The following is a 25257-nucleotide window of genomic DNA, read 5'->3' on the forward strand; positions in this document are numbered from 1 at the left end:
GCGGACGGGGTGCAGGACGGGGCCCGGTACGGGGAGCACCGTCGTCGTTCGTCGCGCTTTCAGGCGTCTCTGGCGGCCGGTAGGTGCTGATGGCCTTCGGGCTTGGTGGCTCGGGACATCAGCTCCTGTACGACATGCGCCGCCTTCCGGCCGCCGTGGATGATGTCGACCACGGCCCGGGTGATCGGCATCTCCACGTCGTGACGCCGTCCCAGGTCCTGAATGGCCTTGCAGGAGGCGACGCCTTCCGCGGTCTGGGTGGTGGCGGCCCGCGCCTCCTCGACGCTCAGGCCCCGGCCCAGGTGGGCGCCGAAGGTGTGGTTACGGGACAGCGCGGACGAGCACGTGGCCACCAGGTCGCCCATGCCGGCCAGCCCGGCGAGTGTGAGCGGGTCCGCACCCATGGCGACGCCCAGCCTGGTCGCCTCGGCCAGCCCCCGGGTCACCAGAGCCGCCTTGGCGTTGTCACCCAGCCTCATGCCATCGGTGACACCGACGGCCAGGGCGATGACGTTCTTGATGGCGCCGCCCAGTTCGCAGCCGATGACGTCGGTGTTCGTGTAGGGCCGGAAGTACGGCGTGTGGCACGCGGACTGGATGAGTGCGGCCGTGCTCTCGTCGGTGCAGGCGACGACGCTCGCGGCCGGTTGTCGGGCGACGATCTCGGCGGCCAGGTTGGGCCCGGACACCACGGCGATCCGGTCGGACCACGCGCCGGTCGTCTCGGCGATGACCTCGCTCATGAGCCGGCCGGTGCCCAGCTCCACGCCCTTCATCAGCGACACGAACACCGTGCGGTTCTGCCACTGCCCCGTCCAGCCTTCGAGCAGCGGACGGGCGCTCTGGGCGGAGACGGCGAGGAGGGCGATGCCGGCGCCGTGCGCCGCCTCGGCCGGGTCGGTGGTCGCCCGGACGTTGTCCGGCAGCTTGACCTGGGGCAGGTAGTCGGGGTTGGCGCGGGTGCCGTTGATCGCGTCGACCAGCGCCGCCCGGCGTCCCCATAGCGTGACCTCGCATCCGGCGTCAGCCAGCACGCGGGAGAACGCGGTCCCCCAAGAGCCGGCCCCGTAGACGGCAACACGACGAGACATGCGATGGATCTCCTGTCCAGTGGGGGAGGCACTTCCGAGGACCGGGGCGCCTCATCGACTCAACGACCATCGACCGGTCAGGCAGCCGTTCAGAACACGACGTTGTCCTTGGTGAGGATTCATACCCAGCGGGCCGTGAGTACGTCGACTCGTGATCGACCGACGGCCGTCTTCTACAGGGGCCGGGACGGGTACGGGCGGATGGAGCAGGCGGCCCCTTCGGGCGACGTGGCCGACCCCCTTGCCCCCGGCGCGAGGGCCCGGAGCGCTTCCGGTCGGTTCGAGCCGAGGCACAGGACGGGGCCCGCGTCCCACTCGCCGGCGGAGACGTGCGTAGGCTGCTCGAGTGACTGCGCACCTCCCCACCTGCTCCTGCTGCGGCGACACGCTTTCCGACGGGTCGCGGGTCGACATCGGTTTCAACCTGCCCGACGCGGCGCTTCGGGCTCCAGAGGCGACCCGCCACCAGCTCGGGGTGCGCGCTCTGATGCGCGTGGACGGCGTCGGCTGCTTCGTACGGTGCCTGTTGCCCGTCAGTCTGACGCAGGCCACGGAACTCGTGATGGGCATGTGGCTGGAGGTGGACGACGCGACCCTGCGGCGCGCTCAGGACCTGTGGGAAGACCCGCGCTACGCCGACCTCTCCTTCCAGGGCAAGATCGCCAACAGGATTCAGCCATGGGGTGACGAGCTGGTCGGGGCCGAGGTCACCGCTCGGGTCGGGGACGCCGAGGAACTGCCCTACGTCGTCACCGGTCACGGCCCCGCCGCCGCCCGCCTCCTGGCGGAGACCTGGGAGCGGGACCATGTCCTCAGCCGATTCCCGAACCCGCTTCCGGTCGACGTGCGGACCTCCCTCGGGGACGGCTGGTCGGTGGTGCGGACCGCCGGCCTGGGTGCGTCCTTCGCCGACGGGACCGACCACTTCACCGGCCCGGACCGCAGTGTCGCCGTGAACCTCATGGAGGACGACGTCCCCGGCCGCGCGCCTGAGGACTTCCTGGCCGCCCTGATGGCCGGGGCTCCCGACAAGCTGCCCGCGCAGCGCCGCACGGAGCCTGTCCCCGGCGGGCTGCGGTACGCCTTCTGGCTGACCCCCGAGGACAATGGTCGTCCTCGGCACGAGTTCTACGGCTTCACCGTGGTGACCGGATCGGCCGCCGGCGCGTTCTGCACCTACGAGGACCCCGCCGGTCTGGCATGGGCCCAGGAGACCTGGCGATCACTGAACCATGATCTCCGAACCGCCCCCTAGGTGCTGTCGGAGCAGCCGGCGCCCAGGCTGTGGTTTCCTGGGAATCTCGGGTCGGCTCTCATCTCCCGGACGGTTGCGGGGTCAGCCGATGGTTCCTGGGCAGCCGATCCGGTACAGCACACACGGGCGGAGCGGCCCCTCGGGCGCACTCGGATCCTCGAAATCGTCGGCCGGGTCCCGGGTCATGCCGATGCGGCGCATCACGGCCTGGGAGCGGAGGTTGTTCACGGTCGTCGACGCAACCACTTCCCGCAGCCCGAGGGCCTCGAAGCCGAAGGCCAGGCAGGCCAGGGCGGCCTCGGTGGCGTAGCCGTGCCCCCATGCGGACCGCTTCAGCCGCCAGCCGACGTCCACGCCGGTGAAGGGCATGTCCTCCCCCACTACGTCCAGGCCGGCACGGCCGACGAACTCACCGGTGTGCCGTACTTCGAGCGCCCACCAACCAAAGCCTCGGTCTTCGAAATCAGCCTGCATTCGTGCCATCACGGCATCGCTTTGCGCCCGTGCGAGCAGTTCGCCGAGGTGTTCCCGGACTTCGGGGTCGGCGTTCATGGCCGCCCACGGTTCGAGGTCGGATTCCTGCCAGCGGCGTAGCAGAAGGCGATCGGTTCCAAGCTCTGGCATGCCGCCCAGCCAACCCGACCCCGACAGGGATGTCGATCGGATATGCCGACCCCTGCGGTGCTCGCCCACGCCCGACCGGCTGTCCCGCCGAGGACGGCGGCACGACCGGCCCCCTCACCGCCGACCTCGGCCACGCCGACCAGGCCCAGCTCACCCGCACGATGCGCCGACATCTCGGCCGTCTCGGCTCCAGCCCGGCCCCGCCCTGTGGGCGGTGCTGTCAGTGGCGGCTGGCAGCATGTCCGCATGACTCGCGACGATCTTGACACGCTGTTCGCCTCCCCCGCGGCTCTGCTGGCCGCAGCTCCCGAGGGCCTTCGGGACCTGCCCGCCGCGGGCGGTGGAGCGGGCCGCGAGGCCTACGCCCAGGCCGTCACGATCCTCGACGGAGCCGAGGTGCCGCGGGCAGAGTTCGCCTCGTGGCTGCACTTCGGCGCGAAGGTCCTGGGCCACGACGCCTACGCCGACCTGGTGGCCGAAGCCGAGCCGGGAATGCCCTGGCGGACCGTCTGGGCCTGGTGGCGGCCGGTCGGCGCCTACCGGGCCAAGCCGAACCTGAGCGGGGACGCCGATGTCGAGGTCCACGAGGGGCCGGACGGCCGTCTCCTGCTGAAGCTGTGGTCGCAGTGGACCCAGGAGCGCTGGCTCGATCCGGCCACCGGTGAACGGGTCCCGGCCCCCGCCGACGGCGAGTTCGCCGAGCGGCCGTACGACGCCCTCGACGAGGGGCCCGTCCTCTTCGACCCGGACGACGACCACGGCCTCCACCAGCCCGACGCCTGGGAGGAACCCGCCCCTCTCGGAGGCGACCGTGTCATGTTCTTCGAGCCGCGCGGCGTCGTGGTCCTGGAGCGCAACGGCACGGCGGCCGACGGACAGATAAGCTCCGAAGCCGTCTCCTGGGGGTCGGGCGCGCCTTGGTTCGCGGGGCCGACGGCGGCCGAAGCCCCACTGGACGCCGCACGTTTGGAGGAAGCGTTCGACGCGGACGGGATGGTACTGCTGACGCCGGATCAACTGCCCGCCGCGCTGACGCACGCGCCCACCCGGGATCTGGCCGTCACGGCGGGGCTGCCGACGTGGTTCGCCGCCGGAGTCGCCACGTTCACCCTGGCCTGGGCCGACGGGAAGGCGCAGGGGCTGGAGCCCGATGAGAACGGCCTGCTGCACCTGGGCACCTTCGAGCTGGCGTATGGCGACATCGGCCGGGTTCTCGTCCACCCCGAGACGGGCGCGGTGTCGATGGTCCGCAACGGCGAGGGGCCCTTCCCCTTCGCCCGGGACACCGAGACCTTCGTGCGGCTGCTGGAGACCGTGTACCGGTTCATGAGCGCCTGCTGGAGCCCGTACCCGGGTGAGTACGGCAAGCGGGACTTCCTGAGCGAAGTCGCCGCCCTCGAACCGCTCTCGGTGGACGAGGAAGCACCTGCGGAGAACGTCTGGGAGCACCTGTTCGCGGCCATCCTCGAGCTCAGCCCGTGGGGCTTCTGACACCGGACGTACGGGCGCGGGGGCTACTGGAACGGATCGGCGTCGCGCCTCTGCCGCGCCGGAGCGGGAGGCGCTCGCCGGGGCTAGAAGCGCTGTACGAGTTCGCAGGTGTCGGGCACGACGATGTCTCGGGGGGCCCGGTCGGCGACCAGTACGTCGAAGCCGGCGCCGCAGTCGATCTGGTCGAAGCCGCCGTTGCGGCTGACGATGGTGTCGTCACCGCCGCGGCCGATCATGGTCACGGTGATCAGGGTCGGACCGGTCCAGCCGTCGAGGTCGGTGAGCCGGTCGGGGCCGTCGCCGCCGATCAGGATGTCGTTGCCCTGGCCGCCCACGAGGTCGCTCGGAAGGTTGGTGTCGTTCTGAGCCGTGTCGTTCCGGTCGCCGAGGTTGGCGATGATCCGGGTCACACCGTCGCCCGCGCAGAGCACCGTATGGCCGCTCCCGGTGCAGCCCGGGCCCGCGGTGAGGTTGCTCGTCGTGTCGGTGACCCGGAGGGTTCCCGCGCTGAAGGTGTCGAAGGTGACGTTGTTGGTCTCGCCGGCCAGGGCGGTGAAGGTGAGCCGGCCGTTGCCGCTCGTCACGAAGGCGGGGCTTGCGGACGCGGGGCTCACGAAGGCCATCGCCAGCGTGAGTGCGGCCACGGCCGGGGCGGCGACGCGGACAGCGATGCGTGGACGGGAAGCGGTCGGGCTCATCGGTGCCTGTTCCTTGGGGTCGGCCAGTGCGGATCTGGTCCCGGTTTCGTCGCCCCCTTCGCTACCCGCGGTGACGATTCGGCTCACCTGTTCGTCACACAGTTACCTCGCGTGCCGCAGCAGGCCCAGCCGGGCGGACGAGCACAGTGTGCAGGGCGTCAGCGGATGGCTCGTGCATGTGCCGGGCAAAGCTCACCGCGTGAGGTGTTCGGTGAGCAGGCGCCGTATCCGGTCTGCCGCTTCGGGCGGAACGCCGGCGAGGCCGCGCTGCACGCGGGCGCGCACGGCGGCCTCTTCGGCGGGTGACAGGTCGCCCGCGCCGAGCAGCAGCGTCAGAGCATCCGAAGACGACAGCAGCCTGCGTACCCCCACCACGCGCCCCCAGGGATCGTCCATCGGTTGCGGTGATCTCCCGACGCACTCTGACACAGCGGCGAGCGGTGCGGCGTGCCGTTCGGAAATCGGTGGCCCGAGTGGGGGCAAGTTGCCTTCATGCAGCGGTAGTTGGGGCCGCTTCGTCGCCACCTCAGGAGTCCCGGGCGTGCGGCGCGCCGGACACCCTGCCAGGCCGAAGGACCGGCTCGGTCAGGGGCTCCAGTAGTCGCGCTCCGGCAGCTGGACCCATGTATCGGGAGTGCCGACCACCGCGCGTGGGTCTGTCGGACGCAGGCCCACGAAGGCACAGCAGTACGCCACGGCGTTGTACTGGTAGAGGTAGGCGTTCAGCACTTCCTCGGGGGTGTCGTTCTCGTACGGTCCGCCACCCGGGTGCAGGTCCCAGCCCTCGACAGCTCCGTCACGGGCGATGCCGCCCTGGTTGCCACTCTTGGGGTTGGCGTACAGGCCGTAGCAGACGGTGCCGGCGGACAGCCGGGTCAGCACGCCCGGCATGTGCGGCGCGTATCCCCAGGGCTGGGTCACGACACAGCCGCCCGGCACGGACGTCACGCCGATGATCTGGGCGCTCTCGTCCATGTCGTACTCGTACGGATCTTCCAGCAGCTCACCGATGACCTCGTCCGCCACCGGCGCCGCCTCCAGGCGGCGCACCGCTTCGGCCGCGTCGATCCCTGCCACGCAGGCCAGACCGAAGCCGTCGTGGTCGAACTCGCCCAGCGCCGTGCTGAGCCGTACGGCCTCCTCCGCCGCCGCTCTCTCCGAGGTGGTCAGGCGTACCCCGGCCGGTGCCGGGAAGAGGTCCGGTGTCGGTCCCGCCAGGCTCAGCCGTCCCGGTGACCAGCCGCCGAGAGACGGCCGCCAGGGATCGGCCCCGGCAGCGGCGAGGGCGCGCGCGTTCTCCGGCTTCCTGGACACGACGGCTTCCCACAGCGCCGTCACCCCGTTCTCCAGCGCGTCCACGTCCGCGACCCGCCCTGCCAGCTCCGCAACGACCTCCGGGGAACCGAACGTCGCCGCACGATGCAACGGACGTCCCCCGCTCCACTTCTCCGGATCGGCGCCTTCGCCGAGACGCCGGCGGATGTCGCCGACATCCGTCCAGTCCCAGCCCGTCCCGGCCCAACCGTCACGCTCAGCTGTCATCGATCCCCCTCCAACGCAGTCCGCATGGCTGCCACGCACTCACACGTTCGCACAGAGGTCTGACATCACCTGCGGGGAGCGTCTGCGCATCCCCGGCGGACACGGGGCCGTGGTCGGCCTGCCGAGCAGTGATGCCGTGTCCGCGTCGCTCGACTGGGCGCTGTCGCACGACAGGTTCGTCATCACCTTGTGCCACGGCCCGGCCGCGCTGCTCGCCGCCTCGCGGGGCAAGGACGAGTCGCCGTTCAAGGGTTACTCGGTCTGCGTCTTCCCCGACTCTCTCGACGAGGGGCCCAACCTTGAGATCGGCTATCTTCCGGGGCGCTTGCCGTGGCTGGTCGTCGGGCTGTTGAGCGAGCAAGGGCTGCACGTCATCAACGACGACATGACCGGCAGAACACACCGGGACCGAAAGCTCCTCACAGGTGACAGCCCCCTCGCCTCCCACAAGCTCGGCCTGCTCGCGGCTGACGCCCTGATCGAGGCGGTCCGGGCCGAGGCCTGGTTGTTGCGGGTCAGGACGTTGGTGACGTGAGTTGTTGGCAGATCAGCTGGTGAGCAAGTTGCGCCGTCGCGAGCAGGTCCTCGCGTGCCGTGTCGACGTTGGATCGCACCGACAATCCGTGCCAGATGGATTGGATGAGCCCGGTCAGGACTGCTGCGTTGGTGCCCGCGGCTAGTTCCCCGTCCTGGATCGCTCGTTCGATGCGCACGAGGAGGGCCTGCTCGTTCGAGCTGTGCAGTTCGGCGATGTAGGCGCTGGTATCGAGCGTGCTCGTGCTGTCGGTCATCACGGCGCTGCTGATGAGACATCCGGGGTGCGTGTCGCTTGGCTGGGTGAACTCGTGGACCGAGTCGGTGAGGATGCGTTCGATGACCGTCTGGATGTCGTTCTCGGCGACAGCCTGCTGGTAGATCTCGCGGTAACGCTCGGCGTAGGTCCGCACCGCTTCCTCGAACACTCCGGCCTTGCTGCCGAAGGCGGCGTAAAGGCTGGAGGTGGAAAGCCCGAGGGTCGCGGTCAAGGTGCGGGTCGAGGTGCCGGAGTAGCCGCGTCGCCAGAAGAGGCGAGCGGCGTCAAGGACCGCACGGTCGCGGTCGAAGGCTCGGGGGCGTCCACGGTTGCGTTCGGTCACGCTTGCATTGTAGATCGTTCGCTCCATAATAGATTTATGGAGCGAACGATTCAGAAGAAGCTGTCGGTCGGCGGGGACAGCTGGGTCACGGTCGATGTGTACGGCGAGCCGGACACTCCGGGCCTCGTCGTCGTCCCGGGCGTGATGAGCGATGCGCATGCGTGGCGTGATGTGGCGGGCGCCATCGATGCTTGGCCCTCCGTGGTAGTTGTGAACCGTCGTGGCCGTGCCCCCTCGGGGCCGTTGACCAACTCGTACTCGCTGCGGACAGAGGTTGAGGACCTCGGCGTGGTCCTTGACGAGTTCGACAGCGCGAGGGCTCTCTTCGGTTGGAGCTACGGCGGCATGATCGCCTTGCTGGCCGCCAACGAGCGCCTGATTCACCAGATGATCGCCTACGAGCCGGTGATGCAGCCGTTCGGACGCCATGCGCTGCCGGACCTGAAGGTGGCAGCGGAGACGGCGGACTGGGATCGCTGCGTCGAGATCGTCAATCGGCAGATCTCCGGCTTCTCCGCAGCGTATGTCGATGACCTTCGGGCCGATCCTCACAGTTGGGCGATACTGCGTCGCTTGAGCGGACCGCTGTACGCCGAACTCGGCGCGCTCAATGCGACACCGCCTCCGGATGTGATGGCACAGCAGGCGAAGCAAGTCGACTTGATCATCGGCCAGCCTAATCGCGGAACGGCTCCCTACGGAACGTCGTTCGACCTCGTGCGGCAGCACGTCACGCATGCCGGAGTCCACGAACTTCCTGGCCAGGGTCACCTGGTCCACATTCAGGCGCCGGCAGAGCTGGGGCGCCTGCTCAACAACCTCGCCGCGATCTGATGGGTACCCATGCCAATGCGCCGCTCTCCATTGAGGGCCGCAGGCGACTGGTTGAGCGATGCATGTCACGTCCGATCGCCCACGTTGCTGCGGAGATGGGCATCTCCAGGGCATGCGCGTCCAAGTGGGTCAACCGGTACCGTCGTCATGGTGAGCTCGGCCTGCACGACCGGTCCTCCGCACCCCACCGTCAACCCACAGCCACACCGGGCGAGGTAGTGGAGCGGATCGAGCAGATGCGCCGAAACCACAAGTGATCCGCAGGACGGATCGCCTTCGAACTCAGCCAAACCGGGCTCACTGCGAGCCGACGCACCGTCACCCGGCACCTCGCCCATCTCGGTCTGAGTAGACGACGATTCATCGACCCCGACGGCCACACCACTCGGAAACCACGCACAATCACCGCTCGTCGGCCGGGACACATGGTGCACATCGACGTGAAGAAGGTCGGACGGATACCTGACGGCGGTGGATGGCGAGCCCACGGCCGAGACAGCGACCACTCCCGGGAAGTCAGCCGGAACAAGAAGAAGACCGGCCGTGCAGGGTAGGTGTACCTGCACTCCGCGATCGACGGGCACACCCGCCTCGCCTACACCGAGCCCTTGCCGGATGAGAAAGCCTCGACGGCGATCGCGTTCCTGCACCGAGCCAGGGCGTGGTTTGCCATACACGGCATCACCCGCGTCGAACGGCTCGTCACCGACAATGGTGCCTGCTACCGGGCCGACGCGTTCACCCGTGCTCTACTCGGCTCACGGCACCAACGGATCCGACCGTACACGCCCCGGCACAACGGGAAAGTGGAACGGTACAGCCGGATCCTGTCAGAAGAGTTCCTGTACGCGCGCACCTGGACCTCCGAAACACAGCGAGCCCAGGCGCTGGTGGTTTGGAACATCCACTACAACTACCACCGACCCCACACCGCCCTCGGCGGACAACCACCCGCAGCGACACTCGGCCAGACCGTCACCAACGTCCTGGCCTCATACACCTAGTACCGAGCGTGGCCGCCATCAACGAGTGGTGGTGGCGTACTGGTCCGACGACAACTCGAACACCTTCACTCGCCGACCGCTGGTGGGATTGACGGTCTCACGGGCCGGATGCATCCCCAGTTTCCTCATGATGCGTTCGGAGGCGTCGTTGCCCACTTGAGCGATGCTGACGATCCGCTCCAGCCCCCGCTCTTCGAATGCGAACCGTACAGCGGCCGCAGCGGCCTCGGTGGCCAGGCCCTTCCCCCAGTGGGAACGTCCCAGCCGCCAGCCGGCCTCAACCGCCGGCAGTACCTCCGGCAGGAACGCGGGCACCGAAAGGCCGGTGAACCCGGCCAGTTCGCCGGTGGACCTGAGCTCCACGGCGAACAGGCCGAAGCCCTGGGACTCCCACTCGCTCTCCCATGCCTGGATCCCGTGGCGAGTCTGCTGTTCGTCACGGACGCTGCCGTCACGGATCCACCGCATGACCTCGGGGTCGGCATTGATGGCGGCCATGGGCGCAACGTCTTCCTCGCGCCAGCGACGCAGGATCAAACGGGGAGTCTCAAGAGTGACCATCCAGTCATTCTGGATCACCAATTTCCTCTGTTCAAGGGCCTGCCCAGGGCAGCTGTGACAAGGCAGGGGGGATCAGCATGGGGTTCGCGCCGATCTGGTCGGGGTAGACGTCGAAATCGACACTGGGAGCTGTTTCCGCATAGGTGTTGACGGCATAGTCGGACATGAGGTCCCGACCCAATTTGTCGACCTCTTTGGCAGGCACCGAAAGGATGTAGCCCTTCGGATTGAAACGCCTCACCTGGCGAATGAACCAATCATCCCAGACGGCAGAGGAGTGAGTCGACTCAATGGCCTTCCATTGGCATAGGTTCGTAAGCCCCCAGGCGTAGGACCTGTTGACGGAAATTGAATTCCCGGGTTTGATCGCGAAGTAGTAGTGCGGGGCGAAGGTCCCGCTGTAGAAGGCCTTGACGTTACCCGCGTCGTGGACCGCTGAAAACACTGACGAGAATGCCGTCTTATTCAATGACACAGCCCTTGTCCGCTCCCCGTCCCAGTATGTGAAGGAGGGGTTGAAGTCAGGGCTGCAGGATGTGACAGCGTATGCCACCACACGGTTGCGTGGATCCGTCACGGCATCGACCCAGTATTCGTCGCGGGGCTGAAAAGTGTTTTGAGTGAGGTTCCCCAGGCTCGTCTTGCTGATCGCAACCTGGATGGAGGGCCGCCCCAGCTGCTCTTCAAATTTCGCAAGGGTGTAGCCGGCCTGAAGCTTGGCCAGCTTCGTGTACTCGCCGGCTTGCCAATTGAAGTGCTGCTGATACCAGTGCCCACCGGTGACGTATGCGGTGATAAAAGTGCTCACTGCCGTGACGGCACTACTGACATAGAGGAGGACGACCAAAGGCAGACTGCGTTCGGTCAGTTTCTTGAAGCGCTCGCCAAGTGTAAGTCTCCGCTCCTCCGGGTGCTCTCCCTCGGTCTCGGCCATAGGGCATGAGTAACTCACTGCACTGCCCCATGCCACCGGAAGTAGGCCGAACGCGGGAGCGCGGATGAGTGGAGCTGTCTCAGAGGTTCGCGCGCGTACGTGTACGACGCCCGGCCAGGGCGACAGTCCCGGAGCAGGGGGATATCCCCCTGCCGATCCTGGGGTGTGCCGGATCGCACCCCCCGAGGCGCAAAATCTAGCGTTCGGGCATGACTTCGGCCCCACGAAAGCACCTCGCCCTGGCCCTCGGTGTCGCTGCGCTCCTCACCGCCGACGTGGCCACCGCCGTCGCCCAGCCCTCAGGTCACTCCACGGTGGAGCGGTTGCGGCGGGACACCGCTGCGATCCACGCCCTCGGTGTCAGCGGTGTGCAGGCTCGCGCCGTCGCGCCGGACGGGCGGCAGTCGGTCGCCACCAGCGGCACCGCCGACCTGAAGACCGGCCGCCCGGTCGCGCCCGACGGCTACTTCCGCATGGCCAGCACGTCCAAGACGCTGGTCGCCACCGTGGTCCTCCAACTGGAGGCCGAGGGCGGGCTGTCCCTGGACGACACCGTCGACCACTGGCTGCCGGGGGTGGTACGCGACAACGGCAACGACGGCCGGCTCATCACCGTGCGCCAACTGCTGCAGCACACCAGCGGCATCCACGACGACCTGCCCGGATACACCACGCCGGCGGAGTACTACCGACAGCGCCACGACGTCTACACCAGCGAGCAGTTGGTCGCGCGCGCCATGGCGCACGTGCCGGACTTCCCGCCCGGCGAGGGCTGGGCGTACTCCAACACCGGCTACGTCCTGCTCGACATGATCATCCAAAAGGTCACCGGTCGACCCGTGCACGAGGAGATCGAAGAACGCGTCCTGCGCCCGCTCGGCCTCGACCAGACCCGGTGGATGGGCACCTCCCCCGGCCTGCCCCGGCCGCACGCGAAGGGCTATCAACTCTTCGGTCCCGGTGCCGTCGTGGACGTCACCGACCAGATACCGGTCGATTCCGAGAACCTGTCGTGGGTCACGACCACGAGGGACGAGAACCGCTTGCTGCGCGCGCTGCTGGCGGGCCGGCTGCTCCCGGCGCGGCAACTGGCCGAGATGAAGCGGACCGTACCCGTGAGCGCGGAGGTCCAACAGCTGTGGCCCGGGGGACGATACGGGCTCGGCCTGGTCGAACGTCCTCTGACCTGTGGGGGAACCTACTGGAGCCACGAGGGCGGGGACGGCGGCTACATCACCCTCAACGGCGTCACCGACGATGGCCGGCGAAGCGTCGCGGTCTCCATGTCCGAGGCACGCGGCGACACTCCGGAGCACATACTGGGCCAGGAGAACGCGGCCGGCGCCCTGATCGACCACGCACTGTGCGCCGGGGATTCAGGCACCCCGTGAGCGGAGGCGGTCACTGACCGCCCGGTGGCCGTCTGAGTCCATTAACGAGCCTCCCGTGCCGCTGGGTTGAGACTTCAATCTCGTCACCCGACGGCACGGGGGCTTTGTGCGTTGCGGCCCTCATCTCGACCGCACCGACGCTCAGAGCTTCTGAGTGTCGTTCCGGAACCGGTCAGGTACCGAAGAGCTGGGTCCAGAGGTTGCCGGAGGCGCCGGCGAGTCCGGTCTGCTTCCACTTGCAGTTCAGGATGGCTGCCTTGTGAGGTCCGCTGCTCATCCAGCTGTCGAAGACCTCCTGCGCGGTGGCGCCACCCTGGTGGATGTTCTCCTCGGTCGGACTGGACGGGCTGAAGCCGGCCTTCTCGACCCGCTGCTGGATACTCGACCCGTCGGAGCCGGTGTGCGAGAAGAAGTTGTTCTTGGCCATGTCGTCGCTGTGAGCCTGCGCGGCCGCGGTGAGCTGGCCGTTCATGCTCAGCGCCGGGCAATTGGCCTTCTCCCGTGCGGCGTTCTCCAGAGCCAGGATCTCGTTGGCGTTGGCCTGCTGCACGACGTTGGGCCCGGCGGGGGCGGCGGGAGCGGCGCTCGCGCCGGCTGCGGCGGGCAGCACGAGCAGGGGGATTGCGCACGCGGCAGCGCATGCACCGTGCAGTCGGTGAGTGAGGGCGCGCATAGCATTCCTTTCGTTCGTTCAACGTGTGCACCGGGAAACGCGGTTCGCGGTTGTCCGGCGCATGACTCGCGAAGGGCCGGCTCCATCAGCGTCTCGGCTTCGGACAGCGAGCCGCGAGGTACGGAGCACCGCTGTTCTGGCAGTGGTGACGTTCGGCCCAGGGGGCACCGCTGCCGTCACCGTCGGTGGCTGGGACGCCGACGTGCCCGTTGAGGCACGCCCTCAGGCCCCTTCGGCCGCCCCGTTCGGCGGCCCGGCGAGGAGGTGATGGCTCCAGGCCGGTCACGGGGGCCTTCAGTGTCCGGCCCGTCGTTCTTGAGTCTGCCTGCCAGCCCATTTTAGCGCCGCGGGTATCGGATCTCCTGTCCAGGCCACCCACGGCAGGCGCCACCCGGACGTTCGCGCAACGTCTTGAGCAGGCCAGAATCCCGTTCGGCGCCGCAGGAGAACCGGACGGTGGTGCCGGGACCTACGGCGAAGAGCCGCGTGGCCATGCCCTCGTACGGCAACGGGTATCGGTCGCCGTCATCACCGGTACGCGCCGTCAGGCAGCCCGGTTGCGGGGCATGCGTGGCGGCGTAGCCTGGATGAGCGGCCCTGCCTGGATCTGGAGGTGGGCGATGTTTCTCCGATTCCTGCGGCGACGTCAGCCGCGACGGCTGGTCCTTCTCGGCAAGAGCCGTCTGATTCGGGGCTTCAGCGGCGGATTCTATGACGGTCACGGATACCAGTCCTGACGCCGTCCCCGGCGAAACCCTGGAGGATGTGCGGTGGCAGAGGACACCGATGCCCTGGCAGCCATGGCAAGGATTCTGTCACCGCATTGCCGTGTCAGCCGGATGTCCGACGGAGCGCTGATCGTCGACTGGAAACGGACGCGTTTTCTCGGGATGACGGCGGCTGACGTCCGGAAACTCACCGAGGGAAGCCCTGAGGAACGCGCCGAGCTCGTCTCCGTTCTCGCGCGGGCCGGGTGCGCGACGGGCCGCCGGAGGAAGCACGCGGACGCCTGCGCCGTCGGGCTCTGGCTGCGTGCGGTGCACCTGCTCATCCGGACCCTGGGATTCGGGCGCGTCCTCCGACTGCTGTCCCTGGTCGCCCCGGGATACACCAGGGCCGACCTCCCCTCCGCGCAGGAGCTCGGACGGCTGAAGCGAGCGGTGCAGACACACAGCCGCGGCAGCTGGTTCGTCAACGGCGACTGCAAGTCGGAGGCGGTGACGGCGTTCCTCCTGTTGCGGCGGTGCGGCCTGGAGGCCGTCCTCCACGTCGGCGTGCGGGAACACCCCTTCGCCCTGCACGCCTGGACGGCCTCGGCCGGCGTGTGCGTCCCGGACGCCGATCCGCGAGGGCACGCCTTCACACCACTGCTCTCGATCGACTGCGGGGGACGGTGACGTGGACGCGCTCCGCCTCGAATGGGCCGACGGCGGCCCGAGGCTCCGGACCTCCGAGGCCATGGCACGTCAGGGACTCGTGACGACGGTCTCCACGCCGGCCGGTACCGCGGCCGTCGTCGGCTGGGTCGGCTCGGCCCGCGACCGGTCGGCGGGCGCACACGCTCTCCTCGACGCTCTGGGCCGCAGGGGAGCAACCCGGCCACTGCCGGCCGGCGACTACGCGGCCGTACTGGTGTGCCGCGACCGCATCCTCCTCACGCGCGACCAACAGGCCCGAGTCCCCCTGTTCTTCCGGGCGTCCGGCGGCCGCGTGGATGCCGTGAGCACCTCCGCCCGCGGCCTGGGCAACGCCACGGAGCTGGATCCCCGCTACTTCTGCCGGTACCTCACCGGGAACGCGGCGCAACCGCACACGGACGGCACGCCGTTCGCCGGGGTGCACCGGGTCCTCGGCGGAGAAATGGTGGAGCTGTCCCTCACCGGGCAGTTGCGCCGTCGTACGCCGTGCCCCGTCCGTCGGGCCACCGACCGGCCCGCACCCGCGGCTGAGGGGGCCCGTCTCGGTGAGGCCGCGCGAGAGCTGCGCCTGGTACTCGAGAACGCCGTCGGACGGCGTATGGGCGCGTCGACGGCCTGCCATGTCTCGGGCGGCACCGACTCCACCAGCGTCGCGCTGCTCGCCGCACGTCTGCTGGCCGAGGAGCGCATCGGCTCCGGGAACCTCGTCCTGCTCGCCGGGCGCTTCTCCCGCGGCGAGCTGGCCGAGGAACAGCGGTACCTAGACCTGGCGTTGGCGGAGATCCGCCGGCTCGCGCCCTCGGCGCGCCCCGTGATCGTCGACGCCGACGACGTGGCCGACTTCGACGACTTCCAGCACCACGCGGGAGACGCGGACGAGCCCTATGCGCACGCTTTCCGGGCCCCGTTCTGGAGCAGACTCCACTCCGAGGCCGCGGAACTCGGCTGTGACACCCTTCTGACCGGCTGCGGAGCCGATCCCGTCGCGGACGCCAACCCGTTCCATCTGCACAGGCTCGCCCGTACGGGCCGGCTGCGGGAGATGACCGAGCAGGCACGTGCCTGGGCGGCAGGGAGCGAACGGGGGCTGCGGGACGTCGTCCGCTCCTACGTGGTCCAGCCGGCTGTTCCGCTCGTGGCCGAACGGTTCGCCGCGCTGGTCCGCGGCGGAACGGTGCTCGGCGGCCTCGGCACCTTCAACCGCCCCCGATGGCTGCGCCGCGGGTTCGCGCGGGCTCACGGCTACCGGGAGGCCGGTGTCGCCGAGAGCCGCTTCGTGTTCGGGCGCCGGCCGGAACAGTCGCTGTACGACGTCGCCAACTACCTGGCCGCTCCCGATCCGCTGTCCTGGCAGCGGGCGCGACAGGACGGGTTCTTCCTCTCCCACCCCTTCCTCGACCCGGAGGTCGTCGCCACGATGAGCGGCCTTCCCCTCGCGGCCACGTTCCGGCCGGGCCGTCCGAAGGCCGTTCTCCGCGAGGCCATGGCGGACCTGCTCCCTGCCCCGATCCGGGGCAGGGCGGTCAAGGTCCCCTTCGACGACCTCTATGCCCGCGGTCTGCGGATCCACGGCGATGAGCTCATCGCCCTGTGCCGCGCGGCCCGGCATCCGCTGATCGCGGAGATGTTCGACGTCGAGACGCTGTGCCGGGCCGTGCAGGAGGCCCGGCTCGGCATGGGGGACGCGTACTCCTGGGACCGGCTGAACAGCTCGCTGGCCCTGGTGGCCTGGCTGGAGCGCCTGGGCCAGGACACGGGCGCGCGCCGGCCGGCGGTACCCGTCAGCGCCGGCTCGTGAGCGAGCCTCGGAAGCCGTACGTGTCAGGTCAGCAGGGCCGCGGCGTGGTCTCGTGCCTGGCGTAGCCAGGACGCGCGGGTTTCGGCGGAGGAGCCGGTGACCGTCCGGAAAACGACTCGGCGTACGTCGGCGACTCCCACGTACGGCAGGACGCATGCCGACCAGATCTTCTGCAGCGGGTCCCCGAACTCGGCCTCCTCGCGGTCGGCGGGGGTGTCAGAGGTGTTCAGGACGAGGGCCCGGCCGGCTTTCAGGAGGCCTTCGGGCTCCCCGTCCGCGGTCCCCAGCTTGTAGGCGACGCCGGGCACGAGCACCCGCTGCACCCAGCCGGTGAGGACAGCGGGCGGCATGCCCCACCAGTTGGGGTGAACGAACACCATGGCGTCGAGCGTGGCCACTTCGGCCCGGTGGAGTGCCAGCCCCGCATCGTGAGTGCCGGTGGCGGACCGGACCGTCTCCGTCTCGTGAGCGGTCAGCTCCGGTGCGAATCCTTCGGCGCAGAGGTCGTGCGCGAGCACCTCGCAGCCGAGGCCGCGCAGGTGTTGCACGACGGTGTCGAACACCGCGTGATTGAAGCTGCCAGGCCGTGGATGGGCGAGATAGACCCCTATGCGCGGCATACGTACCCCCGGGGAACGTCGGTAGTGTGGTCAGCGGTGAGGGCCCGTCGCAGGCCCTCACCGCTGATCATCATGACCGCAGGGGGCCACTCACCGAAACTGCCTGTCCACCGGATGGTCATCGGCTCGGCAAGGACGACCCGGACGGGGCGCTGGGGGCTCACACGGTGGAGGAGGGTTCGCCGTCCGGGACCGCGCTGCGGCTTCTGGCGACGTGGGGCCGGGAGAGTCCTCCGGTGACCTGACGCGGCGCTTCTCCTGGCCACGGCTGCTGATGTCGACTCGCGGAAATTGAGATCGACGGAGGCGTCGTGGGGGAACGGGTGACCGGTCATCCGCTGTCGGCCGCCGCGAGCATCGTCGGTGCCCGGTCTCGTGGCTTCCGTCGCGGTCGGCGGGAACCATTGATCGTCGGCCGTTCGGTGAAGGCGGTGACGAGCAGGGCCAGGGCGGCGGTGTAGGTCGCCATGACCAGCACCCCACGCCCGGTGAACTCGACTCCCGCGGCCCCCAGTCCGACGAGCAGGTCGGAGCCGAGGAACACCGATCCGCCCCAGGCCGCTCCGCGCCCCAGCACACGCGCGGTCAGTGCCATGGTGAGCAGGGCCGAGGCGTAGACACCCACCGCGATTCCCAGGACCGGCCCGAGCGCGGGAGCGAGTGCGGCGACGGCCGCGACCCACGCGGCGAAGTGGACCGCGCACAGCACACGGCGGGACCGCAGATACCCCGCGGCACCCGCGCGCAGGAACGCCGTCGTCCAGCACAGCTGCGCGCTCAGGAAGAACACGAGTCCCGAGAGGAAGGCCATGCGGCCGGGCAGCATCAGCGCCACGTCCTCGGCGGTGGCGCAGCCGAGACCCGCGAGGACGGCCCCGTGCCGCCTGCCGGTCCGGCGCCACAGGTGCACGGCGAGCACGGGTGCCAGCAAGGGCTTGGTGACCCATTCCAGGAGCGGCCACCCCGCCGCGACACCGGCGACGTCGCATGCGGCCAGCGCGGCGAAGGCGAGGATCAGCGGCGGCATGTCACGCCTTCGCCTCGGGCGTCCAGCCGGGCGGCCCGAAGAGGTATCCGGCGCGGTCGCGCCAGCGCCCGGCCGCTCGGACGTCGTTCCAGGCGGCGGCGTACTCGTGGAAGGCCACCCGCAGCGGGTTGTAGGTGTCGATGTTCTTGGTCAGGCCGTACCTGACGCGCTCGCCCTCGGGCTCGAACGTGCCGAAGATCCGGTCCCAGACGATGAGGATGCCGCCGTAGTTGCGGTCCAGGTAGGCGTTGTTGGAGCCGTGGTGGACACGGTGGTGGGAAGGGGTGTTGAAGACCCATTCGACCGGCCGCCACAGCTTGTCCACGCGTTCGGTGTGCAGGAAGAACTGGTAGACCAGGCTGACGGCCTGTTGGACCAGGATCATCCACGGTGGGACGCCGAGCAGCGCGATCGGCAGCCAGAAGGGCAGCCCCGTCATGGGCGTCCAGCTCTGGCGCAGGGCGGTGGAGAGGTTGAAGCGGACGCTGGAGTGGTGGACCACATGGCTCGCCCAGAGCACCCGCACCCGGTGGTGGGCGCGATGGAAGGCGTAGTAGGCGAGGTCGTCGCCGAAGAACAGCAGCACCCAGGTCCATACGGAGGCCGGTGAGAGGTGCCAGGGGGCGACGGTGAAGAGGCCCGCGTACAACAGGATCGTCACGGCCTTCCACGGCGCCGCGACGACCTGGCTGCCCGCGCCCATCGACATGCTGGTGACGGTGTCGCGCAGTTCGTAGCCGCGCTCGTCGTCGTCGGGGAGGAAGCGGTAGGACAGCGCCTCGACGACGACCAGGAGCACGAACGCCGGTATCGCGTAGACCACGGCCGGGATCATCTCAGCGCACCGCCTTCGGAGTCGTGGGGACACTGCGGGACAGCAGTTCGCGCGCCAGCCGTTCGGCCGGCTCCGCCTCGCGGGCCTCGATGTGGGCCGCGAGCCGCAGGTGGGCCTCGACGTCGAGGAGTTCGGCGGTGCGCAGGTCGTCCGGCACGTCGGCGACCGGGAGCGTGCCGCTCACCAGGCTGTTGAAGGCCAGCAGGTAGGCGAGGTTCCCGGAACCCTCCACGATCAGCCGCCACCAGTCGACGTCCGCCGCGCCCAGCTCGACCAGGTCGGGACCGCTACGGGCGTACCGGTCCGTGGCCCGTACGATCCGGGCGGCCGCGGAGTCGGAGCGCCGCAGCGCGCACAGGCGGGCCGCGTCGGCGCCTATGCACGCCCGCATCTCCAGCGCGTCCCGGGTCAGGTCCTGCACCGACGGGCCGCCGTCGGCGGCGGCGATCCCCACCGCCAGGTCGAGTCCGGCGGTGTGCCGCCAGTCCAGGACGAGTGTGCGACCACCGTGGCTGACCTCCACCAGCCTGGCCTGCTGGAGCCGTTTCACGGCCTCACGGACGGCGTGCCGGTTCACCCCGAACTCGGCCGCCAGGTCACGTTCCGCCGTGAGGGCGGAACCGGGCGGCAAGGCACCGCCGAGGATCCTGTCGCGCAACAGGGCGAAGACCTGGTCGGAGACCGCCTCGCGCCGGATGTGTCGCTGGGTCATGACGGAGAGGGTGGACGACGGTCTCGCACTGGTCAACTGGTTGGACCAGATTGGTCGGCGAAGTCGTGCGCGCGGACCCGTGGGGCTGGGGGCACGTGCGGGTGCGGGGAGCGGCCGGCCCGGCGGGGAGGCTGGGGCCGGCCGCTGGGTACCGGACGGGGCAACCGGGCACCGGAGGTGAGTACGGCTGCCGCGCCGGGGCTTCTCACATCAGTTGCCGTCGGCGTCCCAGCCAGGTCTGGGCGATGACCACGACGGCCAGGAAGCCGCCGCTGACGACCTGTTGGTGGGAGGAGTCCAGGGAGCCGATCTGGTTGATGACGTTCTGGATCACCTTCAGCAGCAGGACGCCCACCAGGGAGCCGCTGACGTAACCGAGGCCACCGGTCAGCAGGGTGCCGCCGATGACGACCGCGGAGATGGCGTCCAGTTCCATGCCGTCGCCCAGGATGGTCACCCCGGAGGCCAGCCAGGCGGCGTTGAGTGCGCCGGCCAGTCCCGCGAGCAGACCGGAGAGCGCGTAGACGAGGTACGGCCGGAGCCGAGCAGGCCGCCCAGTCCGACGACCTCGCCCGGCCGGATGCTCACCGAGATGCCGTGCAGCTTGTGGGGGGCCGTCAGGTCCCGTGCGGCCAGCACCGGTTCGGCGCCCGCCGTGTGGTGGTCGCCGGTGAACTTGGTCAGGCCCTCCCTGCGGACCTCGCCGAGTTCGCGGCCGAGCATGGTGGACACCAGGGCGAGCCGGTCCAGGTCGGCGAGCCGGCCGTGGTGGACGTCCCTGCTCCCTTCGTCCGCCTGCCGTCCCGCGCCCGCGGCCGTGGCCCTGCGCCGGCGGCCGTGGCCCCGGGCGTCGCGGCACCGGCCCTCTCCGGCTGAGCGCGCCGGCGCGCAGGCCCCCGACCCTTTCGACCAGTCCGACGATCGCAATCACCGTACTCGGGCGCACCTCACCGGCGCCCGGCCGTTCACCCGTTGTGACGCCCGGGGCGCACCGCCCGACGGATCCGAGCGGAAGGAGCACCACGTGACTCTGCGCAGCAGACTCCTGTCAGTGGCAGCGGCACTGTCGACGCTGCTGGCGGCCCTTGCCCTGGCTCTCCTGGGGCAGGGCAGGGCACCGCACAGGCGCACGGGGTGGCGATGCTGCCCGGTTCCCGTACCTGCCTGTGCTATCTGGACGCCCACACGACGACCGGCGGCCTGGACCCGACCAACCCGGCGTGCCGCGACGCGCTGGCCGAGAGCGGTGCGACGGCGCTGTACAACTGGTTCGCTGTGCTCGACTCCAACGCCGGCGGCCGGGGTGCCGGCTATGTCCCGGACGCCACCCTGTGCAGTGCCGGCGGCCGGTCCCCGTACGACTTCCGGGCCTACGACGCGGCCCGCTCGGACTGGCCGCGGACGCACCTGACCAGCGGGGCGACGATCCAGACCCAGTACAGCAACTGGGCGGCGCATCCGGGAGAGTTCCGGTTCTATCTCACCAAGCCGGGCTGGTCACCGGCGTCCACCCTGCGCTGGTCCGACCTCGACCTGATCCAGACGGTCGCCAACCCGCCGCAGCAGGGGTCGCCGGGCACGGACGGCGGCCACTACCACTGGGACCAGAAGCTGCCCTCCGGCCGCTCCGGCGACGCCGTGCTCTTCATCCAGTGGGTCCGCTCGGACAGTCAGGAGAACTTCTTCTCCTGCTCCGACATCGTCTTCGACGGCGGATACGGCGAGGTGACGGGCATCCGCGGCTCCGGCAGCACACCGACGCCCACCCCCACCCCCACGCCCTCGGACCCGCACACGGGTTCCTGCATGGCCACGTACTCCGTGGTGAACTCCTGGAGCGGTGGCTTCCAGGCCTCCGTCGAGGTCATGAACCATGGCACCACACCGCTCGACGGCTGGGCCGTGGCCTGGCGGCCCGGACGGTGGCGCACGGACCGGAGGCCGACCGGGTGATGCCCTACCGGTGCTCGGGATTCTCGTAGTCGTGGCGGCAGCCGGCGTCCCAGGCGGTGCGCTGGTTGCCGTAGGCGGGAATGCCTCCGAGATCCCTCAGCGCACGGGCCAGGTGCAGCAGGTTCCAGGTCATGAAGGTGGTGTTGCGGTTGGTGAAGTCGTTCTCCGGACCGCCCGAGCCCGGGTCGAGGTACGACGGGCCGGGGCCCGCCTCGCCGATCCATCCGGCGTCCGCCTGCGGCGGAATGGTGTACCCCAGGTGCTGCAGGCTGTAGAGGACGTTCATGGCACAGTGCTTGACCCCGTCCTCGTTGCCGGTGATCAGACAGCCGCCGACGCGGCCGTAGTAGGCGTACTGCCCCGCCTCGTTGAGCAGGCTGGAGCAGGCGTAGAGGCGTTCGACGACCCGCTTCATCACGGAGCTGTTGTCGCCCAGCCAGATGGGACCCGCCAGCACGAGGATGTCGGCCGCCATGACCTGCCGGTACAGCTCGGGCCAGGCGTCCGTCCGCCAGCCGTGCTCCCGCATGTCGGGCCACACACCGGTGGCGATGTCGTGGTCCACGGCCCGCACGACGTCGACGTGCACACCCTGCGCGTCCAGGATGGCGGTGCTGCGGTCGATCAGTCCCTGGGTGTTGCTCGTCTCCGGCGAGCGCTTCAGGGTGCAGTTGATCACCAGGGCGCGCAGGTCGTCGTAGTGGGCCGGTGGTGTGCCGGTGGTGGGCGGCGTAGCGGTCAAAGATCCTCCCTGAGCCCTGCCACCTCGGGTGCGCGGCGGCGCGTCGGTATCCGGATCCAGCGTGCGGGCCGACCACGGCCGGCGCTACTCACGTGCACCCCTCGGGTCGGCATCCGGGACGGGGCGGGGCGGTGTCCCCGACCGGCCCGGTGCGGCACGGTCGTGCATGCTGTGATGCATGGCCACGATCCACCGCCGCCCCGACACCGTTCTCGTCGGTGCGCTGCTGGCGGGGGTCGGCGGATTCCTGGACGCCTACACGTTCATCCGGTACCACGTCTTCGCCAACCTCCAGTCGGGTAACGTCCTGCTGCTGTGTGTGGAGGCCACCGCCCGCCACTGGCAGCGAGCGCTCTCCCTGCTGGTCCCGATCGCGGCCTTCAGCACGGGCGTGCTGCTCGTGGAGGTGCTCGGCCTGCCCCGAGTGGAACGCCTCGTGCGACGGCCCCTGCGGATCGTGCTCACACTGCAGATCACCGTCCTGGCCGTCATCGCCGCGTTGCCCGCCGACGCGCCCGAGAAGATCACCACCGTCGCGGTGTCCTTCGTGGCCGCGCTGCAGTTCTCCACCTTCACCACGCTGCGCGACGCCCCGTACACGACACTCGCGGAGAGCGGGAACCTCCAGAAATCCCTCGTCGCGGCACACCAGTGGGTGGCGACGAGGGATCCCGCGGCCGCTCGGCGCGCGGGACGCTACGGCCTCATCATCACCGCGTTCGTGAGCGGTGCGGTGCTCGGTGCGATCCTGACCCGTCTGGCCGGCACCCCCGCGGCCGGCGCGGCCGCCGCCCTGCTCACGGCCGTCCTCGTCCTGCTCATCCGCGAGACCCGACGGCTGCGACGCCAGGCGCCGGGCGCCGACGCGGGGGCGACGCCGCCGTCCGCTCCTCCGGCTGCCCACTGACCGTCCGCTCACCGCGGCACGCCCGGGTGCGGAGCCGGCCGCGGCCGGCTCCGCAGTCCCCGCGACGGCCCGGTCCGCAGGCGCTCGCCGGGGTGAGCCGATGCGAGGGCGCTCAGCCCGCCTCGCCGGATCCGCCGGGCCTGCCCGGTCTGCGGGCCATGCGCTCGTCGTGGACGAACAGGCCCAGGCCCACCGTCAGCACGGCGCACGCGCCCCACACCGCGTGCACCCCCCAGCGGAACGTCATCCAGCCGCTGCAGAACGCCCCCACGAGAAACGCGAGGACCACGCAGGCGAACTGCCAGGACCGGCGCCTGGCCTCCCGGTCCTTGGCGACCACCGCCGCGTGCGCGTTCTGCATGGCCGCGCGGAGGTTTCCGGTGGTCATCGTGCTGTTGTAGACGGCATCGACGAGCGTGCGGAACGTCGACATCTGCACGGAGGCCATGAAGGCGACCAGCACGCTGACCAGCGCATCGGGCGCGCGGGCGGGAATCAGGCCGACCACCGCCAGCACCACGATCTCCAGGGCCATGGCCACACACGCCGGCCGGCGCAGCACCGCCGCCACCCTGGGCCGCCGGAGCGTCTCGGCCACCAGCACCCCCGCCAGAAAGGCGACAACCGGGGGAACATGGCCCAGCGCCTGCCACCAGTGCCGCTGAGCGGCCGCCACCCCCAGCAACACCACGTTGCCGCTCTGCGCGCTGGCGAACACTCCTCCTCGGCTGATGAACGTGTACGCGTCCAGGCCGCCCCCGACCATCGCCAGCAGCACGCCCAACCGCACCGACCGGTCCGTCGCCGGCACGCCCGCCCCCGTCCCAGGACCGTCCGCGGGCACCGGGCCCCGCCGTGGAACGCCCCTGGGCTGCGGCGTGGCATCCGACATGCCCTTCACACCTTTCACGACTGCCCGCACCGCCGCACGGTGCCGTCCGGCGGCTCCGGCCTCGCACCGGCGGCTGTCCGGCGCCACCGCCGGGCAAGCCGGGCGGCCCGGGGGAACCGCTCTTCCGCCAGTTCGCCGCGGCGGGAGACGACGGGCAGGTCGTTCGCTCGCCTCTCGGCGCGGACGTCGACACACCCGGCGCGACAGCTGCGTATGTGTCCAGATGCTCTCGATCATCCCCCACACCTCAGGCCGGTGCACGGTCATGCACGAGGAGGGCGAAAGGGCAGGGGGCCCGCAGGCCGTGGGCCCGCCTCGTGAGCGGGGCGGCCGCGCGCCCGAAGCCGTACGTACGCGCGTGAGTCTGTGCGGCCGTACGCTTTCCCGCTCGGCCGCACCTCCCCACCCGGTCGCGCCGCGCGGATGACGAGGCGGTCATCCTCCCGGTCCTGCGGACGGGGGATCCGCCGCGGCGAGCGACGTCCCTAGCGTCGTGTCGGCGACGGGCCCACGCCGCCGGTGGGAGAGCGAGAGTGTCATGCACAGCGAACAGCACAGGAATCAGGGACGCGTCATCGCCGGCGTCGACGGTCCCAAAGGCAGCGTCGTGACGCTGCGGTGCGCGGCCGAGGAGGCCCGACGGCGTCACGCCGTGCTTCTGGCCGTCACGGTGTGGAGCCCCTTCGGCGGCGACACCGCCGAACGCGCGTTCCCCTGCCCCGAGCTGGACGCGACCCAGCAGGCATCGGCCCGGGCCACGCTCGAAGCCGCCTGCGAACGGGCCGGCCTTCCCGAGCACCTGCACGTACAGCGCCGGGTGGAGAGAGGTCTGCTGGGACCGGTGCTGGTCCGCCTGGCCCACGGCCCGCAGGACCTGCTGGTGATCGGCCTGCGCCAGCTGCGGGCGGCCGCCTGGCTACGCTCCTCACCCGACCGGTACTGCCTGCGGCACGCAGCTGCTCCCGTCCTCGTCGTCCCTCCCGACTGGACACCGGGTGCCGCCGGGGCTGCGCCGGCGCTCTGAAGGACCCACTCGAAGTGGTGGACGCCCGGTGATGGGCCACGGGGTTCCGATGCCGTCCGCACAGGAGGAGGGCCGCCGCCGGGCCGTCGGGGCGG

General features: G+C 70.1%; 24 protein-coding genes and 4 pseudogenes. 11 read left to right on the forward strand and 17 right to left on the reverse strand.

Translation table 11 applies throughout. The features are described 5' to 3' along the window. Positions 1 to 59: 59 nt before the first annotated feature. Complete coding sequence (locus FHS34_RS10470) at positions 60 to 1091, reverse strand: NAD(P)H-dependent glycerol-3-phosphate dehydrogenase (RefSeq protein ID WP_184963522.1); 1032 nt, start codon at positions 1089 to 1091, stop codon at positions 60 to 62. 346 nt (positions 1092 to 1437) lie between these two features. Here FHS34_RS10470 and FHS34_RS10475 point away from each other — a divergent pair, with 346 nt between their 5' ends. Continuing rightward, positions 1438 to 2346: a DUF2199 domain-containing protein gene (locus FHS34_RS10475; RefSeq protein ID WP_184963525.1), complete on the forward strand. Its 909-nt coding sequence runs from the start codon at positions 1438 to 1440 to the stop codon at positions 2344 to 2346. A gap of 81 nt (positions 2347 to 2427) precedes the next feature. Here FHS34_RS10475 and FHS34_RS10480 read toward each other — a convergent pair whose 3' ends face one another. Continuing rightward, entirely contained in the window at positions 2428 to 2970 is a 543-nt protein-coding gene (locus FHS34_RS10480) for a GNAT family N-acetyltransferase (RefSeq protein ID WP_184963527.1), read from the reverse strand. Between the two features lie 246 nt (positions 2971 to 3216). On the opposite strand from FHS34_RS10480, the gene FHS34_RS10485 reads away from it, so the two are divergent. After that, complete coding sequence (locus FHS34_RS10485) at positions 3217 to 4461, forward strand: SUKH-4 family immunity protein (RefSeq protein ID WP_184963528.1); 1245 nt, start codon at positions 3217 to 3219, stop codon at positions 4459 to 4461. An 83-nt stretch (positions 4462 to 4544) separates the two neighbouring features. Here FHS34_RS10485 and FHS34_RS10490 read toward each other — a convergent pair whose 3' ends face one another. The 3 genes from FHS34_RS10490 to FHS34_RS10500 form a co-directional block, all read right to left on the reverse strand. Next, positions 4545 to 5159, reverse strand: coding sequence for a hypothetical protein (locus FHS34_RS10490; RefSeq protein ID WP_184963530.1), 615 nt, complete (start codon positions 5157 to 5159; stop codon positions 4545 to 4547). 192 nt (positions 5160 to 5351) lie between these two features. Next, positions 5352 to 5555, reverse strand: a complete 204-nt coding sequence (locus FHS34_RS10495; protein WP_184963532.1) for a hypothetical protein — start codon at positions 5553 to 5555, stop codon at positions 5352 to 5354. Between the two features lie 189 nt (positions 5556 to 5744). Next, a complete protein-coding gene (locus FHS34_RS10500; RefSeq protein ID WP_184963534.1) occupies positions 5745 to 6701 on the reverse strand; it encodes an ankyrin repeat domain-containing protein in 957 nt (318 codons plus the stop codon). A gap of 109 nt (positions 6702 to 6810) precedes the next feature. On the opposite strand from FHS34_RS10500, the gene FHS34_RS10505 reads away from it, so the two are divergent. Continuing rightward, positions 6811 to 7236 (forward strand): type 1 glutamine amidotransferase family protein, encoded by a 426-nt coding sequence (locus FHS34_RS10505; RefSeq protein WP_221508773.1) that lies wholly within the window; start codon positions 6811 to 6813, stop codon positions 7234 to 7236. On the opposite strand, the gene FHS34_RS10510 is transcribed toward FHS34_RS10505, so the two are convergent. Further along, positions 7217 to 7837 (reverse strand): TetR/AcrR family transcriptional regulator, encoded by a 621-nt coding sequence (locus tag FHS34_RS10510; protein WP_184963536.1) that lies wholly within the window; start codon positions 7835 to 7837, stop codon positions 7217 to 7219. The two genes, FHS34_RS10505 and FHS34_RS10510, sit on opposite strands and share 20 nt — an antisense overlap. Before the next feature lie 36 nt (positions 7838 to 7873). On the opposite strand from FHS34_RS10510, the gene FHS34_RS10515 reads away from it, so the two are divergent. Together FHS34_RS10515 and FHS34_RS10520 are read left to right on the forward strand one after the other, a co-directional pair. Then, positions 7874 to 8671 carry an alpha/beta fold hydrolase gene (locus tag FHS34_RS10515; RefSeq protein ID WP_184963538.1) on the forward strand — a complete coding sequence of 266 codons (798 nt, stop codon included), beginning with the start codon at positions 7874 to 7876 and terminating at the stop codon, positions 8669 to 8671. After that, a pseudogene (locus tag FHS34_RS10520) lies at positions 8671 to 9675 on the forward strand (IS481 family transposase). Before FHS34_RS10515 ends, FHS34_RS10520 begins: the two are co-directional and overlap by 1 nt. A gap of 18 nt (positions 9676 to 9693) precedes the next feature. On the opposite strand, the gene FHS34_RS10525 reads toward FHS34_RS10520, so the two are convergent. Both FHS34_RS10525 and FHS34_RS10530 read right to left on the reverse strand, forming a co-directional pair. Then, the gene (locus FHS34_RS10525) at positions 9694 to 10236 is read right to left on the reverse strand and encodes a GNAT family N-acetyltransferase (RefSeq protein WP_184964266.1); all 543 of its coding nucleotides are present in this window, start codon (positions 10234 to 10236) and stop codon (positions 9694 to 9696) included. A 31-nt stretch (positions 10237 to 10267) separates the two neighbouring features. Beyond that, on the reverse strand, positions 10268 to 11170 hold the full coding sequence (locus FHS34_RS10530) for an ETEC_3214 domain-containing protein (protein ID WP_184963540.1): 903 nt from the start codon (positions 11168 to 11170) through the stop codon (positions 10268 to 10270). 209 nt (positions 11171 to 11379) lie between these two features. Between FHS34_RS10530 and FHS34_RS10535 the strand changes: the two genes are divergently transcribed. After that, a complete protein-coding gene (locus tag FHS34_RS10535) occupies positions 11380 to 12561 on the forward strand; it encodes a serine hydrolase domain-containing protein (RefSeq protein WP_184963542.1) in 1182 nt (393 codons plus the stop codon). A 172-nt stretch (positions 12562 to 12733) separates the two neighbouring features. On the opposite strand, the gene FHS34_RS10540 is transcribed toward FHS34_RS10535, so the two are convergent. Next, entirely contained in the window at positions 12734 to 13171 is a 438-nt protein-coding gene (locus FHS34_RS10540; RefSeq protein ID WP_184963544.1) for a CAP domain-containing protein, read from the reverse strand. Between the two features lie 902 nt (positions 13172 to 14073). Here FHS34_RS10540 and FHS34_RS10545 point away from each other — a divergent pair. Then, positions 14074 to 14631 (forward strand): lasso peptide biosynthesis B2 protein, encoded by a 558-nt coding sequence (locus FHS34_RS10545; protein WP_225817331.1) that lies wholly within the window; start codon positions 14074 to 14076, stop codon positions 14629 to 14631. Between the two features lies 1 nt (position 14632). Beyond that, complete coding sequence (locus tag FHS34_RS10550; protein WP_184963548.1) at positions 14633 to 16450, forward strand: asparagine synthase-related protein; 1818 nt, start codon at positions 14633 to 14635, stop codon at positions 16448 to 16450. Between the two features lie 23 nt (positions 16451 to 16473). Here FHS34_RS10550 and FHS34_RS10555 read toward each other — a convergent pair whose 3' ends face one another. The 6 genes and pseudogenes from FHS34_RS10555 to FHS34_RS44145 all read right to left on the reverse strand — a co-directional run. Next, positions 16474 to 17070, reverse strand: coding sequence for an NAD(P)H-dependent oxidoreductase (locus FHS34_RS10555; RefSeq protein ID WP_184963550.1), 597 nt, complete (start codon positions 17068 to 17070; stop codon positions 16474 to 16476). 331 nt (positions 17071 to 17401) lie between these two features. Beyond that, positions 17402 to 18097: a lysoplasmalogenase family protein gene (locus FHS34_RS10560; RefSeq protein WP_184963552.1), complete on the reverse strand. Its 696-nt coding sequence runs from the start codon at positions 18095 to 18097 to the stop codon at positions 17402 to 17404. 1 nt (position 18098) lies between these two features. Further along, positions 18099 to 18932, reverse strand: coding sequence for a sterol desaturase family protein (locus FHS34_RS10565; RefSeq protein ID WP_184963554.1), 834 nt, complete (start codon positions 18930 to 18932; stop codon positions 18099 to 18101). Between the two features lies 1 nt (position 18933). Then, complete coding sequence (locus FHS34_RS10570) at positions 18934 to 19644, reverse strand: FadR/GntR family transcriptional regulator (protein WP_184963556.1); 711 nt, start codon at positions 19642 to 19644, stop codon at positions 18934 to 18936. Between the two features lie 205 nt (positions 19645 to 19849). Then, positions 19850 to 20176: pseudogene (locus FHS34_RS10575) on the reverse strand (ABC transporter permease subunit); the annotation flags it as partial. Continuing rightward, positions 20158 to 20424, reverse strand: a pseudogene (locus tag FHS34_RS44145) (sugar ABC transporter ATP-binding protein); the annotation flags it as partial. The pseudogenes FHS34_RS44145 and FHS34_RS10575, both read right to left, overlap by 19 nt. 244 nt (positions 20425 to 20668) lie before the next feature. Here FHS34_RS44145 and FHS34_RS10585 point away from each other — a divergent pair. Beyond that, positions 20669 to 21564 (forward strand): annotated as a pseudogene (locus FHS34_RS10585) (lytic polysaccharide monooxygenase auxiliary activity family 9 protein); the annotation flags it as partial. Between the two features lie 37 nt (positions 21565 to 21601). On the opposite strand, the gene FHS34_RS10590 reads toward FHS34_RS10585, so the two are convergent. Further along, complete coding sequence (locus FHS34_RS10590) at positions 21602 to 22339, reverse strand: flavodoxin family protein (protein WP_184963558.1); 738 nt, start codon at positions 22337 to 22339, stop codon at positions 21602 to 21604. Positions 22340 to 22517: 178 nt separating this feature from the next. Between FHS34_RS10590 and FHS34_RS10595 the strand changes: the two genes are divergently transcribed. Continuing rightward, complete coding sequence (locus FHS34_RS10595; protein ID WP_184963560.1) at positions 22518 to 23246, forward strand: YoaK family protein; 729 nt, start codon at positions 22518 to 22520, stop codon at positions 23244 to 23246. Between the two features lie 112 nt (positions 23247 to 23358). Here the strand turns inward: FHS34_RS10595 and FHS34_RS10600 are convergent, their stop codons facing one another. Next, complete coding sequence (locus tag FHS34_RS10600; RefSeq protein WP_184963562.1) at positions 23359 to 24057, reverse strand: YoaK family protein; 699 nt, start codon at positions 24055 to 24057, stop codon at positions 23359 to 23361. Between the two features lie 619 nt (positions 24058 to 24676). Between FHS34_RS10600 and FHS34_RS10605 the strand changes: the two genes are divergently transcribed. Further along, a complete protein-coding gene (locus FHS34_RS10605; protein WP_184963564.1) occupies positions 24677 to 25162 on the forward strand; it encodes a universal stress protein in 486 nt (161 codons plus the stop codon). Positions 25163 to 25257: the final 95 nt, after the last annotated feature.

It is taken from the genome of Streptomyces echinatus, from assembly GCF_014203595.1.
Classification (GTDB): Bacteria; Actinomycetota; Actinomycetes; order Streptomycetales; family Streptomycetaceae; genus Streptomyces; species Streptomyces echinatus.

What these genes read in the sequence shown, in the direction of transcription:
- FHS34_RS10470 (WP_184963522.1), bottom strand. Translation starts at nt 1,091, where the DNA reads ATGTCTCGTCGTGTTGCCGTCTACGGGGCCGGCTCTTGGGGGACCGCG.
- FHS34_RS10480 (WP_184963527.1), bottom strand. Translation starts at nt 2,970, where the DNA reads ATGCCAGAGCTTGGAACCGATCGCCTTCTGCTACGCCGCTGGCAGGAA.
- FHS34_RS10485 (WP_184963528.1), top strand. Translation starts at nt 3,217, where the DNA reads ATGACTCGCGACGATCTTGACACGCTGTTCGCCTCCCCCGCGGCTCTG.
- FHS34_RS10490 (WP_184963530.1), bottom strand. Translation starts at nt 5,159, where the DNA reads ATGAGCCCGACCGCTTCCCGTCCACGCATCGCTGTCCGCGTCGCCGCC.
- FHS34_RS10495 (WP_184963532.1), bottom strand. Translation starts at nt 5,555, where the DNA reads ATGGACGATCCCTGGGGGCGCGTGGTGGGGGTACGCAGGCTGCTGTCG.
- FHS34_RS10500 (WP_184963534.1), bottom strand. Translation starts at nt 6,701, where the DNA reads ATGACAGCTGAGCGTGACGGTTGGGCCGGGACGGGCTGGGACTGGACG.
- FHS34_RS10515 (WP_184963538.1), top strand. Translation starts at nt 7,874, where the DNA reads ATGGAGCGAACGATTCAGAAGAAGCTGTCGGTCGGCGGGGACAGCTGG.
- FHS34_RS10525 (WP_184964266.1), bottom strand. Translation starts at nt 10,236, where the DNA reads ATGGTCACTCTTGAGACTCCCCGTTTGATCCTGCGTCGCTGGCGCGAG.
- FHS34_RS10530 (WP_184963540.1), bottom strand. Translation starts at nt 11,170, where the DNA reads ATGGCCGAGACCGAGGGAGAGCACCCGGAGGAGCGGAGACTTACACTT.
- FHS34_RS10535 (WP_184963542.1), top strand. Translation starts at nt 11,380, where the DNA reads ATGACTTCGGCCCCACGAAAGCACCTCGCCCTGGCCCTCGGTGTCGCT.
- FHS34_RS10545 (WP_225817331.1), top strand. Translation starts at nt 14,074, where the DNA reads ATGTCCGACGGAGCGCTGATCGTCGACTGGAAACGGACGCGTTTTCTC.
- FHS34_RS10555 (WP_184963550.1), bottom strand. Translation starts at nt 17,070, where the DNA reads ATGCCGCGCATAGGGGTCTATCTCGCCCATCCACGGCCTGGCAGCTTC.
- FHS34_RS10560 (WP_184963552.1), bottom strand. Translation starts at nt 18,097, where the DNA reads ATGCCGCCGCTGATCCTCGCCTTCGCCGCGCTGGCCGCATGCGACGTC.
- FHS34_RS10565 (WP_184963554.1), bottom strand. Translation starts at nt 18,932, where the DNA reads ATGATCCCGGCCGTGGTCTACGCGATACCGGCGTTCGTGCTCCTGGTC.
- FHS34_RS10570 (WP_184963556.1), bottom strand. Translation starts at nt 19,644, where the DNA reads ATGACCCAGCGACACATCCGGCGCGAGGCGGTCTCCGACCAGGTCTTC.
- FHS34_RS10595 (WP_184963560.1), top strand. Translation starts at nt 22,518, where the DNA reads ATGGCCACGATCCACCGCCGCCCCGACACCGTTCTCGTCGGTGCGCTG.
- FHS34_RS10605 (WP_184963564.1), top strand. Translation starts at nt 24,677, where the DNA reads ATGCACAGCGAACAGCACAGGAATCAGGGACGCGTCATCGCCGGCGTC.